Source organism: Legionella genomosp. 1, assembly GCF_900640215.1.
Taxonomy (GTDB): Bacteria; Pseudomonadota; Gammaproteobacteria; order Legionellales; family Legionellaceae; genus Legionella_C; species Legionella_C quinlivanii_A.
This window is the reverse complement of sequence record NZ_CAAAJH010000004.1, coordinates 210,395-226,444: the sequence shown is the minus strand read 5'-3', so window position 1 is coordinate 226,444 and position 16,050 is coordinate 210,395. Positions and strand designations below refer to the sequence as shown.

Genomic DNA, 16,050 nt, shown 5'->3' with positions numbered 1-16,050 from the left:
ATGAACGAATGATTCGGGACAGTGTCGCCCGTTTTGTAAACCATGATGTAATACCCTTGATGGCGGAGGCCTTTGAGCACGGTGAATTTCCGCGTCAACTCATTAAGCAATCAGCGGAATTGGGCTTACTCGGTTTAACCTTGCCTGCAGAATACGGCGGGGCAGAGGCATCCTATGTCTCCTATGGTTTGGTATGTCAGGAGCTCGAAAAAGGGGATAGCGGTTTACGAAGCTTCGTTTCTGTCCAAAGCTCTTTATGTATGTATCCTATTTTTCGCTATGGCTCAGAAGAGCAAAGGCTGCGTTATTTACCCGGCATGGCCAGAGGGGAAATCATTGGCTGTTTTGGGCTGACTGAGCCAGACTCAGGATCTGATCCTGCCAGTATGCGTACCTACGCTAAAAAAGTAGAGGGCGGCTGGCGTTTAAATGGTTCTAAAATGTGGATTACCAATGCGCCTATTGCCGACATCGCTATTGTCTGGGCTAAAACCGAAGAAGGGATCCGCGGCTTTATTGTTGACGCAAAATCCAAGGGTTTTTCAGCACCGGAAGTAAAACATAAAATGTCGTTGCGCGCTTCTCTGACAGGCGAGCTGGTATTTGAAGACGTCTTTGTGCCGGATGAAAATTATCTGCCGGGCAGCACTAAAGGTCTTGGCGCTCCACTAAGCTGTTTAAGCCAGGCGCGGTACGGCATCGCATGGGGAGCAATGGGCGCTGCAATGGCCTGCTTCGATGCGACCCGGGATTATCTGCTCGAACGCAAACAATTTGCCAAACCATTGGCTTCATTTCAATTGGTTCAGAAAGACCTGGCGGATATGTATACCGAGATCATTAAAGCCCAATGCCTTAATTTGCAAATTGGCCGCTTAAAAGATCAGCATCGCGAAACACCGGTGATGATTTCTCTCGCCAAAGGCAATGCCTGCCGGGAAGCGATAAAAATCGCCCGCTCCTGCCGTAATCTCTTGGGAGCCAATGGTATCAGTCTTGAATATCCAGTGATTCGTCATATGCTCAATCTTGAGTCCGTCTTTACCTACGAAGGAACAGATAACGTGCATACTCTTGTTTTGGGGCGCCATATTACCGGTATTAATGCCTTTGGCTGATATCGCTGCCTGCCGCGGCTTTGTCCGCGGCATCTTTAACCGAGTTTCCTGCTTTAATAAAAATTTTCAGAGTAAATTGTATTTCTGTAGACCAAATCCGGTCTTATATTGTATAATTAAATAAATAATTGTACAGGCGAAGACTCATGGGCATTCTAAAAACGCGTCCTATTCTTACTCGTGAATATACCAGCAAGTCAAAAGACGATAAGGATGATGAGAAGTCTCTTGCCAGGAAAAAGGCAAAAGACATAAAACTGGGTGAAAAGCCTGATACTTGCCTGAATCCTCTGCAACTTCTAACTCCTGAGTCCGTAAAAGAATCCCTGAAAATCGGCACCAATGAACTCATGCAACAGTCCTGTGTGGGCGATGGAATGGTTAATATGCTAGGTAACGGAGTTCCAGGTTATTACACCACTGGGGTAGATGCCGGTATTGATGAAACCGCAGAGCAGTTTGATGAGACCAATAATCTGAATAACAGCATGTAATCATATGGCCAAATAATGGACTATCCTTTAGCTAGGGATAATAAAAGGTTCAATAATGATTAATAAATTAACAAGATTCTTATTAATCAGTGCATTTTTTCCAACAAGCGTTTTAGCGCATCCTCTGGAAGCTACGGCAAAACCGCCGTTTAGCCCCTATGCCGATATGACTATCAACACCTACTGGGATCCTTCCTATCAGTCAATAGAACCAATGGACTTAAGCAAGATTGCAAAGGAGCAGGATTTAAAATCATTTCGTTTAGCATTCATCACCGATTCAGGGCACTGCCAGCCTGCCTGGGGCGGCCATGCCGCCTATCTTGTTTCGGAGAAGTGGGGCCAGCATTTAACTGACAAATTAATGAAGAATAATGTGGAGGTGACTATTTCATTTGGCGGCGCCTCCGGCACTGATTTATCCATGAACTGTAACGTTGAGCAGTTGAAATTAATTTTAAGCAAAGTCAGGGAGATTTATAATGCAAAAGCTCTGGACTTTGACATAGAAAACAATACAGCGGATGTGCCTACCCTGATTCAGGCATTACAGATTTTTCAGCAGCAAAATCCAGAAGTCACCATCAGTTTTACACTGCCCATCTTGCCAGAAGGGCTAACCAGTCAGGGAAAAGAACTGATTGAAATGGCAAAAGCGACGGAGCTGGTTTTTAACGTCAATATCATGGCTATGGATTATGGCCCAGCCTACACAGGCGATATGGGCGATTACGCAATCGAATCCGCAAACTCTCTCCGAGATGAATTGCGCATTCTCTATCCCAAAAAAACAGAATCCGAACTCTGGTCCATGATTGAAATAACCCCAATGATTGGCGTGAACGACATCAATTCAGAGCAATTTACTCTGGAAAATGCCAGAAAACTCCGTGAATTTGCAATAAGCAAAAACATCGGAACCTTATCCATGTGGTCCATCGCCAGAGACCGCCCCTGCCCGGATAAATGGGCAAGCCCCGTCTGCAGCGGCAACAACCTGCAAAAACAAGCCTACGAATTTACCCAGCAACTCCAAAAGTGATCTTGTCATTTCCAAAAGATCAGAGTATTATTCGCTATCTCGGGGCGTAGCGCAGCCTGGTAGCGTACTAGCATGGGGTGCTAGTGGTCGAAGGTTCAAATCCTTCCGTCCCGACCATCAAATCCCCTTTAAAATCAGTAGGTTGCATCATATTAGTTAAACCCATTAAAAATAAAAATTCTGCTAGGTGTGCTTCTGGGTGTACTTTACAATAACAACATTAAAAGAACATGGAACGTTTATGTTAGAAATGATTCAACAAATTTTCGTTGCGTTAATTAGCGTTGTATTTGCCAAGTGGCTAGACAAAATGTTGGATGGACAAAAATCTAGTCAACATCTATTAAAGATTAGTTCAGAAATTAATATTCTTAATCCACATAAACAATCACTCGGAGAGCAGATTAATGAGAGAGTATTTTTGTCTAACTGGACATATTATTTTGTTACTATGATATTGCTTTATTGTATTTTAGCTTTAGGTTGTATATTAGTTTTTTACTATTCAAAGTTTATTAATCACCCGATCCAAGATAATTTTATGTCTCAGCTTGCTTTAGAATATGTTCGAGGACGAATAACCCTAATTTCAGTAACAGTTACCTTTTTTCTTTATCCAATCGTTAATTTTGTTTCCTCAAGAATATTCAAATTAGTGATAAAAATTCTGAAAATTAAGAGTCTTAGCTTTTCGAGAGCAGAGGTTCAGCAAATTCGAATGGGAACGACTATGGCCCTTTCAATTGGGTTATCAATAGCTTTAATGTATTGTATTTACTAAAAATAATAATAGACAATGAACGCAAATTTCATATTGATCAATGGATTCTGATTTATCCAAGATAGGTTTTAGTAATATTCAAGCGAGAATGCCCAAGTTCACGACTAATAATTGATCTCGCTCGCCTATCAATTTTCTTCTTTTCAGAGTTGAGTTCTTTGGTAGGTTTTTCACCAGCTATTGGACAGGTTAATCCAACCTTTAAAAAATCAAATTCTTTAGTCAATTCCGTGTATCGACGTTGAGCATAAGCGTGACGTAAACCATGCAATTTACAGACGCCTATTAATTTAGCTTGTTGTTGATAATGACCTAAATGCTGCTTATAGGTTCTTTCCGTAGGAATTAGGGACTCACCACGTCTTATCTGTTGCCAGACTTTTGATAGCCATTTCATTTGGTCTTCATTGGTAATTTTAAGCAATCGACCGATACCGCCTTTTGTCCAACTGGGGTTTGATATGCAAACAATCGCCATGCCATGCTTCACTGACTATAAGTTTCATGAATTCTTCCCTACGTAAACCAAAAAGTAATTGTGCTTCAAGTGATAGGCGAATATGTGGATCGGTACATAAGTTTAAATCGATATGGTTTTGTTTTGGGTAGGAATATAAGTGCGTTTAGAAATAAGCGAGTTTACGCAATTTGGACATATAATTCTTGATAATTACTGAACTCTTGCCTTGCTTTTTCCAATGCTCGACCAGTACATAAATATGCTTGGGCTTTAAACCATTTAAATGGCCAACTTTAAAACCTGATTCATGTAAATCTTTCATGCAGCCGTTAATCATATGCTTCATATCTGCTTTACTAGCATAGGAGTAACCCTGCATTTGCTTACTTAGTTGATGTACTGAATAAAGTGCACTGCGTAGCTTATTGCTCATTGAGATAACTCCAAAGTGTGGTGCGGAATTTCAGGCCCATTTCATCCATGATGAGTAAGGACAAACGGTAAGTGGATATTTGAGATGATAATTGTGATCTTAATTGCTGGGCATAAAGATAACGCCAGCATCTCTTTCCAGGGAGCCTTAAGGACTTCATGACCTTTTGCCAGCTAAAACAGATGGCTCTATAACCATAAGTTGTAATAAGACACCCGTTCCCTTGGGTTAATAGATTAAAATCCTGTATAAGCTTTATTTGAGCTTCGGAGCGAAATAGGAATCTTCATATCCTTGCTATTAAAAGTGATTTCTCGAGTCAGTAATAATTAATGTTCTTGAACATGCACTCGAGGCAAAATGCGCATGGCTTCGCTCTAGGTCAAACTAAAATGAAGTTGGAAACCTAAAAGGATTTTGGCAACATGGTCATTGATATTCTCTACTATATCAGCAGAGAATTTTCGAGTTTTCTTCTTAGTTTTCTTTGTTTGTAAACCAAGGCTGAGATTATCGATATTTTCAGCAGTATGACCCACATGGTTTAGAAATTTCGGATGATGGTCATGTAATTCATAAGGGTCGAAGGTTTAACCTTTTTTATGCCAATGTTGAATCAGTCGCTGCAAATGGAGAGGGGGCAAACCAGGCCAATTGGATGGTGCAAGTCCAAGAACAAAGAGATCATCAATCATCCTAAGAATAACAAAGCGACGATATTTTTTACCACGAGGGCTACCGCTATTATTATGATCCAGATACTGGCTCGCTATTTGTCTTAAAGAGTGTTTGCGCATAGTTTTATTCAATCAATATATTTACCCTGTCTTTGGTTTAGTGTTAATCGAGCGATTCACTCAAAGAGGATATTCAGCTTGCGCTGCAAGGCTCGAAATGGTGGGGCAAATCAAGGTTAATGATTATTGTGGTACAACGGTTTTTTAGTGGCTTATCTCCTTATTGTTTAAATACAAAAACGCACGGCAATCCAATAGCAGCTGCCGCTGATCCATGGTTAATAAAGAAGTGATTATTAACTTATCTACCCGATGGGAGCCTATCCTAGAACTACAGATTCCCGACTATACGTCCAGCCACAGGTTATGGGATGAGAGTGGCTTAGCATAAGACCCGAAGGTTTCGCCTGAGTTGCACAGGCTCATCAGTTATGCTTATGAAAAATTTAGCAAAGGTGAGATCTGGGGGCAATAGGTTTTGAAGGAATATTTTGTTCAATCCTGTGGTGTGGGATTGAATTTTTGTAGTTAATTGGTTGATTTTAAATTTGAATTTTTTGATTATTTCTCTGCGTCACTGCAGATGAGTCTGCAGTGATGCAGAGAGTTTCATTTTTAAACTATATTTGTAATAACAATGAAATGGAATTTAAATAAATGCTTAAATGTAGCTTAGATCCGATAAATTTACTGCAAAAAATAATAGAAATATCTCGCTTCAAATCGTTATTTATTCTTGGTGCAGGGGTATCGCATTCCTATATAAAACCTCGATATGATTTAATTAACGATGCTAAAGAGGAATTAGCGAAATTTTTTTCTTATCCATTAGTAAATGATGAGTATGATATTACGGAGGAGGAAAAAATTAGGTTAAAAATAATAGGTAGCAAATTCATTAAGTATAATCCCATAGATGGTAAATTGATTATTGATAACAAAAATATGCAGGATTATTTAGAAAGAATTATTCACGCCAACCCTCAGTTTATTGAATATATATGTGCTAAAAATTATACATTAGATGAATGCCCAGAGTTTTGTCCTGAATATCAAATACTTAATTATCTTAATCCAGCCTCAATAATCATTAATTTAAATCATGATAATTTAGCTGAATTTTTTGTTAAAAAATTAAACGTAATAACTTTGCATGGAACTATTACACCTAAACAAAAAAAAATTATCATGAAGTATCTCTCATTTTCATTAGACTTAGATTTAAGGAAATATTTTTTCAAGGATTTATACTTTGCAACAAGAGAAAGTGAGAGTTTATTAACAAAGCGAGATAGCTATAAACTTCTTTCTGATACTCTTAAGGTCAATAATTTTAAAAACCTTGTTATAGTTGGTTATTCATTTTTTAAGAAAAATTTCTATGAAATTTATGATGTATATACTTATGATTTAATACGTGAATATCTTCAAAAAAATAAAACACAAGTTATTATAATTGATCCATCTCCGAATGATGTGGCCAATATTCTCTGCCGAGAACTTACTTCATTAGATATTAAATGTTATTCAGTTTATTGGAATAGTTTTGTTTGGGCTTATTATAAGACAATAGAATTTAAGCGCACTACTTCACAGTCGCTCGGTTCAATAGATCTAAAAAGGTTTATTGTTTTCTATGATTATTATGCTCAGAACAATTGTACAGATGCTGAGGATAATTATCTTTTAGACCAATTAAGGGATAAGTCTTTTGATTGGTAAGTAGATTGTTTTGCATGTGGGTTACATATGAATTATACGATGTGATATTAGACATTATTCCGCCAACTTTTTTGACCCAACCAGCCTGCAGGATAAGGCCAATAAGCTCCTGACCGATTAACTTTGACTAACTGTTCTTGTAATCCATCCATCATCTGTGCAAAAAGTTTCTCATCAGGATTAATTTGCTGAAATTGCTTCCAGGCTTCGGATTTATAGCTACGTAAGGGATAGAGATACCAAAATTGTTCAAATTTTTGGTATAGATCTTTTAGGTTACTGCTGGGCAGAACATTGAAGTCTGATTTTGAGTAAGCTGATTTTCTGGGTTTGATTGATTTCAAATTTTTTGATGGTAATGATTGATTCTGTTCTGCTTGGGTTGATGGATTTGCTTCAGGCTGAGATTTATTTTCAAGCTCTATCGGCTCATGTGGGTTAGCCAGAAGGCATTTCACAATGAGGTTTTTGGTCGTTGAGCGAATTTCTATGATGCCTTGGCGTGCCAGAGATTTAATTACACGTTTCATTTGCTGGTGACTAGGACAGCCTGTCTTTACGCCTTTGATTGGTGCGACATACAGTGTTTCTCTCAGTGATTGGTAACTGATTTTGCGTTTGATACCGACCATGAAGGTCTTTCTGTCCATGTAGGGGCGGATGCCCATGAGGTAGACTACTCTTTGCATGAGAGGGATTTCGCTGTGGAGTGCGTCCAGTTCGTATGTGGTGACGAATAAGAAATCCATTTTTACTCCTGTTTTAACCCTGTATTTTTATTTCAATTGATATCAAACGCTATCCATTGATGATATTTTAGATAACCAAGATGCATTAAACTTGATTCATTCTAGGAAATTGGTTGAGAGTGTCAATAGGGGAAATGGGTTTGATAGCAAATGATATTCAATGAACCTTATTTTTTTACTGAGAAGTTTTTGCATTGGTAATCGGTTATTTTTGTTCAAAATTGTTTAAAAATTTTTTCTTCGCGCGCGTAAAAACATAAAAAACAGATTTTGGAGTTATGAGGTGGGTCGGCCTGGAGAGTTTTGCTTTGTCGGGTTTTTAGATTCGACAGGCTTTTTCTCCTTGCTAGTCCTGAATCATCCTACGTCGGGTTTGTGCCGGGTTGATGTGTCGGGTTAAGGTCGGCCTTGTTTTGGACGGATTTAGGCTCATTGATTTGGGGAGTAAAAAAATTGTGGTGAAAGTTTAGTTTAATGGCTATCTATTGAGGATAATTGTTTAAATCAGGTTCTTTGTCAAAGGTTTTCTGTAGTTGTTATTTATTTATTGAACGTATATGAAGTTAATTTTTAACTGGTGACAATTTGTCACCGGTTTATCTTTTTCAACCGGTTATAAATTGTAACCATTTGTGATTTACTTTTGGTTTGAATATTAACCCAATATGATTTCACTCTAGCCGCGACTCTGGCCGCGACTCTAGCCGTAACCCTGGAGTGTTGAGGATACTGTTATTTATATAGATTTAATTGAATACATTTTGACTTTTTGTATTTGTCATTAATAAAATGCCGGCTTTTTAGAGGGCTGAATAAAAATTATTCTTTTCGGATGGTCTTAGTTTGTGTTTGTTCGATAATATAGAGTCGTAATACTTGTTCGGTATTTTCATTGATATTGGTTATCTCATCCCCAAATTTTTCCCATTTACTGACAGCGGTGTGTGATTCATGAACCACAGCTTCACCAAATTTACGCAGGGGCATGGAAAAATATGAGCGAATGAATTTAACTTGATTGCCAGTTAATCGTTCTTTTTGAGTAGCTAGTTTTTTATTATTTCATCGGCAATAGACTGAACGTCAATTTTAGGCAGCCATTCGTCGTTGATCTTAATCATTTCTACATTTTCTAATTCAATAGGAAAACCAAGTGCTTCATACAGGAATATGGGTTCAACTTTAGTATTCATGGTATTTCCTTCTTTTTTAGAGAATATTTCTTTCTTATTTTATACTACTCTGTTTTGTTAACTATTTTCTCAATTCGTTTTATATGTTCCAAGGTTTCATCCAAATCGGGGGCTGTACCAAAAAACATATCAACCATCTTGCTATGATCTGCTTTTAATTGCTCCATAAATAGTTTACTAGGATATAAACGCAAAGAGCCAATGACTGCCTCATCATAATTCGCCCATTTTGCAGGGAAGTAAATTGATTTATTGTTTCTAACATCCTCTAGCAATGCAATATCCTGTAATGCTTCTTGGGTTAGATTTTTATGATCTAACATAACAATATCGTAATAATGTCTAAAGAGCCGATAAGGGAGTAGTTTGTCTGGAGAACGGTGGTATTCCGCGTGTAGTAACGTGATCTTTTCCCAATAAGTACGTTTAGCCAATAAAGTACGAACGGTAATTTCTGGCGCTTTGCTTCCAAGTTCTGGTAGTGCTTGGTGACAATAAGAAGTAACACTTTTATTTTCACACGGACTCATACCTCCTCGGGCGCCGAACTCCAGCTTTATGGCTGATTGAATATAGTCATTATCTTTTTTAGGAACGCTATTTGGGTAATGAAAAATCAGACTTTGGTCATCATCTTCATCTGGCTCCAATCGCCACTCTGAATCATCAAAATATGCGGAAAGACTCTTGCTAAACTCATTTTGTAATATGGGCTTTATCTCTTCGCTAATTTTATTTTTGACTTTCTTGCTTAACTCTTCCAGCCGTTTATCTCGCTGTTTGCGTGTATTACAACTTGCAGGATCATTTTCATCGTCTATGCCCATATATTCTTTGCTGAATGTTAAATCAATATCTTCTGAAAAGCGTTCAATTATGTTGTAACATTTTGAAAGTGAAGTCCCTCCTTTAAAAATCACATGAGGAGATAGGTCTTCATTTGAGAAAATTTGTTCCAGAGTCCAGCATACCCAAAAATCCTTCTCAATTATAATTGGGTTCTTAATTGTTGTGGAACGAGCAGTGGCTTCTTCAAAAGCTTGCTGGCGCTCTTTGGGACTAAATTCCAATAGATCTTGCATTATTATTTTCCTAGGATTTTTAAAACTACGTAAATCATCCAGTCTGGTAACTGATTCAATATTTTTTTAAGTTGTGCTTTGTCTCTTTGAGACAATATTTTTTTACTTTTCTGCACCATGTCTTCTGTAATATGATTCTTTCCAATATGGTTTAATGCATTAAGTACCTTAATCACATTGGGATTTAAAGGTATATTATTCATAAATTTTGAATGACTAAATTTTATTGGATAGTTCGCTATGGTTTTTTGTCGGGAGACACCAGAAACAATATAAGATGGTGTTGCTGAAACTTGATCATCAAAGCCAAGCTGATTAGCTAATTGAGCACCACCGGGTTGAATAGTATCACCCTTTTTTGATGCAATTGCTTTTGCTATCGCATCTGGATTTGCTGATAAAGTTCCGAGTTTTGAATGTTTGACAGGAAAATCATATATCCCATGCCCAATTTTTCTGATAATACCTTTTTCAACCAGCCTGAGTAAGGTCACGCCTACTGTATTGCGAGGCGCTATATCAAGAAAATCTTTAGGCGTGAAAACCCAACCGCGTTGTTTCGCTCTGATTCGTCTTAAAATGCTGTCACTCGTTGATTTCATGATTAACCTATGTAATAAATTTTATATCAAAAACATTACATTAAATTATTTAATATGTTAAATATCTATATGATATATAACATTTATTTTTATTTTATATAAATAAGTGCTTTTTAATATTATAGCATGCATAAAACAAACAACAATGTTTTGGGCAATAAATTTTCAATTTGAATAAAATTAGAGGTAAAATGATAAAGAACATACTTTTGTGACAAAATGTCACCGGCTCTTCTTTTAAGGATGACTTTCATTCTTTATGCCAATTATAAGTTATACTTAACCAGCTTCCAACCGGCTGATATTTATGATTACCCAACATTCTTCTACGGCAGAAAAAATCGCTTTATTTCAATCTTTATTTCGAGGGCGTTCTGATGTCTATCCTCGCCGGTTTCAAAATAGAAAAACACATAAATCTGGATATGCGCCTGCTTGTAAAAATGAATGGGTTAGAAATGTCTGCCAAAAACCGCGTATCAAGTGTATGGATTGCCAACATCGACAATTTCTTCCTATAGACGATGAAGTTGTCTACTGGCATTTGCAGGGGTATGACAATAAAGGTCAAGATTTTGTGATGGGTATTTACCCTATGCTATTGGACGAAACCTGTTATTTTCTTGCAGCTGATTTTGACAAAGCAACCTGGGAGCAGGATGCTGTTGCTTTTCTGAAAATCTGTCATCAAAAAAATTTGCCAGCAGTACTTGAACGCTCTCGCTCTGGTAATGGTGCACATGTTTGGCTGTTTTTTGAGGAGTCAATCCCTGCAGCACTAGCAAGAAAATTAGGTGCATCAATTTTAACAGAAGCCATGGAGTCTAATCCTGAAGTTGGCTTGGATTCATATGATCGATTTTTTCCCAATCAAGATACTTTTCCTCGTGGTGGTTTTGGCAATCTCATTGCGTTGCCTCTACAAAAGGCAGCACGTCATGCTGGAAATAGCGTGTTTATTGATGAACAATTACAAGTTATTGAAGACCAATGGGCTTATCTTGCAGGGATTAAAAAAATAACTCGCTTTGAAATAGAACAATTAGTAAGTGAGGCGGAAGCAAAAGGGCGTGTTGTTGGTATAAGATTAGAGATTATTGAAGAAGAAAATAGAACGCCTTGGAAACCGCCAGTACCATTGCCAATCATTGATACATTGCCTAAAACGATACACTTGATCATGAGCAATGAGATTTTTATTGAAAAAGAATCATTGCCATCCCCGTTATTAAATCGACTGATTCGTATAGCCGCTTTTCAAAATCCTGATTTTTATAAAGCACAAGCTATGAGATTACCCGTCTATGATAAACCTCGTATCATTGGTTGTGCTCGTGATTACTCGCATCATATTGGGCTTCCTCGTGGTTGTTTTGATGACATTACGAAATTGCTGCGTGAACTAAAAATTAAATATACCACCCAAGAAGAATTGTTTGCAGGGGAGCCATTAGATATTCAATTTTGTGGTGAGCTTAGATCTGAACAACAAATTGCTGTGGATGCTTTAATCCAATCAGATATCGGTGTTCTTTCTGCAACGACAGCATTCGGTAAAACAGTTGTCGCAGCCTGGATGATTGCTAAGAGAAAAACTAACACCTTGATTGTTGTTCATACGAAACAACTGCAAGATCAATGGGTAGGGCGATTACAAACTTTTCTTGGGCTTCCTGCTAAAAAAATTGGTCGATTTGGTGGGGGGCGAAAGAAAGTTACAGGATTTATTGATATTGCTCTGATTCAAAGTCTTACCAAGCATACTGACATTGAAAGTATGATTTCTCAGTATGGTTATATAATTGTTGATGAATGCCACCATATTCCGTCAGTCAGTTTTGACGATATTATTCGGCAAGTTAAAGCCAAATTTATTACAGGATTGTCAGCCACACTGGTTCGTAAAGATGGTCGTCATCCTATTATTATGATGCGCTGCGGTCCTATTCTTCATCGAGTGGATGCTAAAGCACAGGCCAGTGTTCGCCCATTTGAGCATTATGTTTTTGTGCGTCCAACAAGTTTTCGTCCTTACAAGCAAATCCATGAAAACTTGCGCATTCAATTTCAAGATTTATATGAGGAATTAATGCATGATGATTATCGTAATCAAATGATTTGTAATGACGTGATTCACGCTGTCAAAAAAGGACGTTCCCCTATTATTTTAACGGAACGAAATGAACATCTTGATATACTTCATCAACAATTAAGCTCAGAAGTACAACATTTAATTGTGCTTAAAGGCGGACTCAACGTTAAGGAAATGAAACAAGCTGTTTCTCAGTTAACTTCTATCCCATTAAACGAAGAGCGTGTTGTACTTGCAACGGGGCGATTTGTTGGGGAAGGATTTGATGATGCGCGATTAGATACTTTATTTTTGACATTACCGATTTCCTGGAAAGGAACGATTGCACAATATGTTGGCCGGCTTCATCGATTACATGATACAAAAAAAGAAGTGCATGTATATGATTATGCTGATTTCGCCGTTCCTATGTTAGAACGTATGTTTCAACGAAGATCTAGTGCTTATGAATCTGTTGGTTATAAAATAATACAACCTGCAAGTGCTTATCCAGGATGGCCATCGGACGTTGTTCTACCTGTTGAACCCCTTTGGAAAAATGATTATGGCAGTACCATTAGGCGTTTGGTTTCAGATGGCATTGATAACTCATTAGCGAAATTATTTTCGGACGTTGCAATGTTAGAATCTGATCAAATTGATCGTGCACGTAGCCTCATTGAGGCCTTCTTGTTCTGCCGATTAGAGACATTGCCAGAAACTAAGGGACGGTTTCAATTAAATCACGTATTAACGATTCCATTTGATGGGCTAGGTGGTATGGAAGTGGATTTGATCTGCTGTGATGCACGAGTCGTTATTGAAATTGATGGAATTCAACATCTTTCCTCTAAACAAGCCTATCGTACAGACAGGCGTAAGGATTTGTTACTTCAGGAGCATGGTTACATGGTTTTGCGTTTTCTCGCCGAAGATGTCAGTAAACGGCTTGATATGGTACTTGATGCTATTATGCGTGTACTTACCCGTTCTAAAGTGCCTATTTTGCAATAAAAGATGAATTTATTCCTAAATTTTATTTCTTTTCATTAATTTAATTTATTGATTTATATGAATAAATTTTAATTTTATTCTTGGTTTATTCGTGATTTATTCTTTTTTATTCTTGATTTAAAGATAACTTTTAAACTGGTTACATTTTGTAACCGATTCATATACTGCACTGAATTTAACTTTAACCTTTCAATTGAAAGGGTGGTGGCAATTTGCCCCCACCCTTTGTGATTATGAGTAGGTTACACAATGTAACCTAGTGAGATATTGCTTGTTATTTGACCAATTATTATTGGCTCATTTTTTTTCTTCTTTAAATTTATTTTTTAGAAGCTTAACTGCTTTATCAAAATCTGACTCAATATGCTGCTGTTTATTAAATTTTTCATATTCTGAAAATGCTTTTTGTTCTGCTTGTTTACGAGATATTTTTCCATAACCTTCCAATATTTGGTATTCATTAAATTCGAGGAATTTGTTAACACTCTCAGCAAAACCTTCCATTGTGAGTGTGTTTCGACGCTCTATGATGCCTTCAATGTAGTCAAAAAAACCTGATACAGTCCGTTCTAGTTGTTTGATTTCTTTTTCTGAGAGGTAGTTTTTGCCTACGGTTGTATCGGATTTTAGTATTCTACCATCAGGGGCATTTTTATAAGTCATCATCCCCATAAGAGGTTTATTGGCATCCGCTTTTGAATAAACGATTTCTGATGCTGTCTGACCAGTAATGGCAAAATGAAATTTATCTTGTACGTGAGCATAAAATTGTCTGGTGATTTCAGATTTGGGATCATAATCTATACTGCATTCAGCAAAGATATCCGTGATCTGTTGATAAATACGGCGTTCGCTGGCTCGAATGGAACGGACTCTTTCCAGTAGTTCTTGGAAATAGTCTTTGCCAAAATATCGGCCATTTTTGAGACGCTCATCATCCATCGCAAAGCCTTTGATGATGTATTCTTTCAGCATCTTTGTAGCCCAGATTCTGAATTGGGTTGCCTGCGTGGAATTTACTCGATACCCAACTGAAATAACTGCATCGAGATTAAAATATTTTGTCTGATAGTTCTTTCCATCTTCAGCAGTTGTTTCCAAAATGGAAATAACTGAATTTTGATCAAGTTCATTACTTTCAAAAATATTTTTTAGATGTTTAGATATAGCAGGGATGCCTACATTGAATAGTTCAGCTATTCGTTTTTGAGTCAACCAAAGCGTTTCATTATTCAGTAAAACTTCCACTTTTACTTCCCCATTAGGCGAGGTGTAAAGTAGAAAGTCAGTTATTTCATCCTTGATTGTTAAGCTTTTGGTTGGTTTGTTACTCATATTTGCGACCTTATTATAAATTATGCAGAAGCTATTCCCTTAATTTTGGAACGAGTGAAATGGAATAGGTTGGATGCTGAGCCTGATCATGAAGAAGCTTGGCCCATTTTTCAAGAGCCTCCTTTCGCTGAGGTAGCATTTCATTCTTATTGTAAGTAGCCATGATCTTCGGCATCTTGTGCCCTAAACATTTTTCAATCACCACTGGATCAACATGTAACGCTTCACCAAGCTGAGTTGCAAAGGTTCGTCTTAAATCGTGGGCTGTCCAATGGGGGATGCCGACTCGTGATTGTATTCTGATTACTGCTCTTGGCATAGCTCGGTCGGATAAAATACTTAGGTCGTCTGCGCCTGTAATGACGTATTCTGAATCGCTGTGTGCTTGAAGCTTTCGTAATACCTTTTCAGTCATTTCTGTGAGGTGAATTCTCATGACGATATTGGTTTTTGTATTATCGGCTGGGATTGTCCACAAGGAGTTTCAAAGTCGAATTCTGACCATTTGGCTACTCGTATTTCGCCTGTTCTAACTCCTGTAAGCAGGATGATTTTCAGGGCTGCTCAGATCTGGAAGGAGGTTCCGTGTTCTTCGCTGTCGAGGAATTGCCATAGTGTTTTTACTTCATCTAGGGTTAAATAGCGTTCTCTGGGTTTTTCTATACCGCCTATGTCTCTGGCTCGTATAGTCATGGCAGGGTTAATTAGCATTTCACCACGGCTTACCGCGTAATTAAAGGCTTGCTTTAGTGTGCTTAGTACTTTGTTTGCATGAACAGGGGAGCCGCGGCCTACAATTTTATCCAGGGCTTGGGTGATTTCCCTCGTTTTTAAGTTTTCCAATTTCTTATTGCCCAGCAGGGGTATGATATCTATTTTAATGTGCTGCCAGATTTGCAGAGGTTGGGCGCGGTGTTTTTCAATGTAGTTGGTGTACCAGTTTAAGATCAAATTTTTTACCGTGCTTTGGTCTTTCTATTTTTGTTCTTCAATGTGCTCTTTGGGATTAACTTCCCCATGGCGCATATCGCTTAAATCTATAAAGCGTTTCCTAGCCTCTGATAAACTCATAGCAGGGTAGTGGCCTATACGTTCATCTATCCTTAATAGATAACTTGTTCTTGATTGCTTAATTGCTTCTTGAGTTTTTATATAAGCAAGTAATATTACTATTATTGAAAGGAGCAAAGCCAGAATGGAATAGGTCAGATCTGCCT

At 37.7% G+C, this 16,050-nt stretch carries 13 protein-coding genes, 1 tRNA gene and 2 pseudogenes; 7 read left to right on the top strand and 9 right to left on the bottom strand.

Translation table 11 applies throughout. The annotated features are described in order from the left end of the window. Positions 1-8: 8 nt before the first annotated feature. The 5 genes from E1O89_RS06200 to E1O89_RS06180 all read left to right on the top strand — a co-directional run bounded on the left by E1O89_RS06200 (position 9) and on the right by E1O89_RS06180 (position 3,435). Complete coding sequence (locus tag E1O89_RS06200; RefSeq protein WP_316043237.1) at positions 9-1,118, top strand: acyl-CoA dehydrogenase family protein; 1,110 nt, start codon at positions 9-11, stop codon at positions 1,116-1,118. A gap of 146 nt (positions 1,119-1,264) precedes the next feature. Further along, on the top strand, positions 1,265-1,612 hold the full coding sequence (locus E1O89_RS06195) for a hypothetical protein (RefSeq protein WP_133139397.1): 348 nt from the start codon (positions 1,265-1,267) through the stop codon (positions 1,610-1,612). A 55-nt stretch (positions 1,613-1,667) separates the two neighbouring features. Next, positions 1,668-2,654, top strand: coding sequence for a chitinase (locus tag E1O89_RS06190; protein WP_133139396.1), 987 nt, complete (start codon positions 1,668-1,670; stop codon positions 2,652-2,654). A 40-nt stretch (positions 2,655-2,694) separates the two neighbouring features. Continuing rightward, a tRNA-Pro gene (locus E1O89_RS06185) sits at positions 2,695-2,771 on the top strand. Between the two features lie 124 nt (positions 2,772-2,895). Then, positions 2,896-3,435 (top strand): hypothetical protein, encoded by a 540-nt coding sequence (locus E1O89_RS06180; RefSeq protein ID WP_133139395.1) that lies wholly within the window; start codon positions 2,896-2,898, stop codon positions 3,433-3,435. Positions 3,436-3,487: 52 nt separating this feature from the next. Here E1O89_RS06180 and E1O89_RS06175 read toward each other — a convergent pair. Continuing rightward, positions 3,488-4,328: pseudogene (locus tag E1O89_RS06175) on the bottom strand (phage integrase N-terminal domain-containing protein). 590 nt (positions 4,329-4,918) lie between these two features. Next, on the bottom strand, positions 4,919-5,125 hold the full coding sequence (locus tag E1O89_RS15650; RefSeq protein ID WP_262337435.1) for a hypothetical protein: 207 nt from the start codon (positions 5,123-5,125) through the stop codon (positions 4,919-4,921). 597 nt (positions 5,126-5,722) lie between these two features. Between E1O89_RS15650 and E1O89_RS06165 the strand changes: the two genes are divergently transcribed. Then, positions 5,723-6,787, top strand: coding sequence for a hypothetical protein (locus tag E1O89_RS06165; RefSeq protein ID WP_133139394.1), 1,065 nt, complete (start codon positions 5,723-5,725; stop codon positions 6,785-6,787). Between the two features lie 47 nt (positions 6,788-6,834). Here the strand turns inward: E1O89_RS06165 and E1O89_RS06160 are convergent, their stop codons facing one another. The 5 genes from E1O89_RS06160 to E1O89_RS06145 form a co-directional block, all read right to left on the bottom strand. Continuing rightward, entirely contained in the window at positions 6,835-7,536 is a 702-nt protein-coding gene (locus tag E1O89_RS06160; RefSeq protein WP_133139393.1) for a Vir protein, read from the bottom strand. Between the two features lie 819 nt (positions 7,537-8,355). Continuing rightward, the gene (locus E1O89_RS15645) at positions 8,356-8,523 is read right to left on the bottom strand and encodes a hypothetical protein (protein ID WP_262337434.1); all 168 of its coding nucleotides are present in this window, start codon (positions 8,521-8,523) and stop codon (positions 8,356-8,358) included. Positions 8,524-8,582: 59 nt separating this feature from the next. Continuing rightward, complete coding sequence (locus tag E1O89_RS15640; protein ID WP_262337433.1) at positions 8,583-8,729, bottom strand: hypothetical protein; 147 nt, start codon at positions 8,727-8,729, stop codon at positions 8,583-8,585. A 44-nt stretch (positions 8,730-8,773) separates the two neighbouring features. Next, complete coding sequence (locus E1O89_RS06150) at positions 8,774-9,811, bottom strand: nucleotidyl transferase AbiEii/AbiGii toxin family protein (RefSeq protein WP_133139392.1); 1,038 nt, start codon at positions 9,809-9,811, stop codon at positions 8,774-8,776. A 2-nt stretch (positions 9,812-9,813) separates the two neighbouring features. Continuing rightward, entirely contained in the window at positions 9,814-10,413 is a 600-nt protein-coding gene (locus E1O89_RS06145; protein ID WP_133139391.1) for a DUF6088 family protein, read from the bottom strand. Between the two features lie 307 nt (positions 10,414-10,720). On the opposite strand from E1O89_RS06145, the gene E1O89_RS06140 reads away from it, so the two are divergent. Then, positions 10,721-13,498 (top strand): TOTE conflict system archaeo-eukaryotic primase domain-containing protein, encoded by a 2,778-nt coding sequence (locus E1O89_RS06140; protein ID WP_133139390.1) that lies wholly within the window; start codon positions 10,721-10,723, stop codon positions 13,496-13,498. A gap of 297 nt (positions 13,499-13,795) precedes the next feature. Here E1O89_RS06140 and E1O89_RS06135 read toward each other — a convergent pair whose 3' ends face one another. Next, positions 13,796-14,833: a virulence RhuM family protein gene (locus E1O89_RS06135; RefSeq protein WP_133139389.1), complete on the bottom strand. Its 1,038-nt coding sequence runs from the start codon at positions 14,831-14,833 to the stop codon at positions 13,796-13,798. A gap of 31 nt (positions 14,834-14,864) precedes the next feature. Further along, positions 14,865-15,922 (bottom strand): annotated as a pseudogene (locus tag E1O89_RS06130) (tyrosine-type recombinase/integrase); the annotation flags it as partial. Between the last annotated feature and the right edge of the window lie 128 nt (positions 15,923-16,050).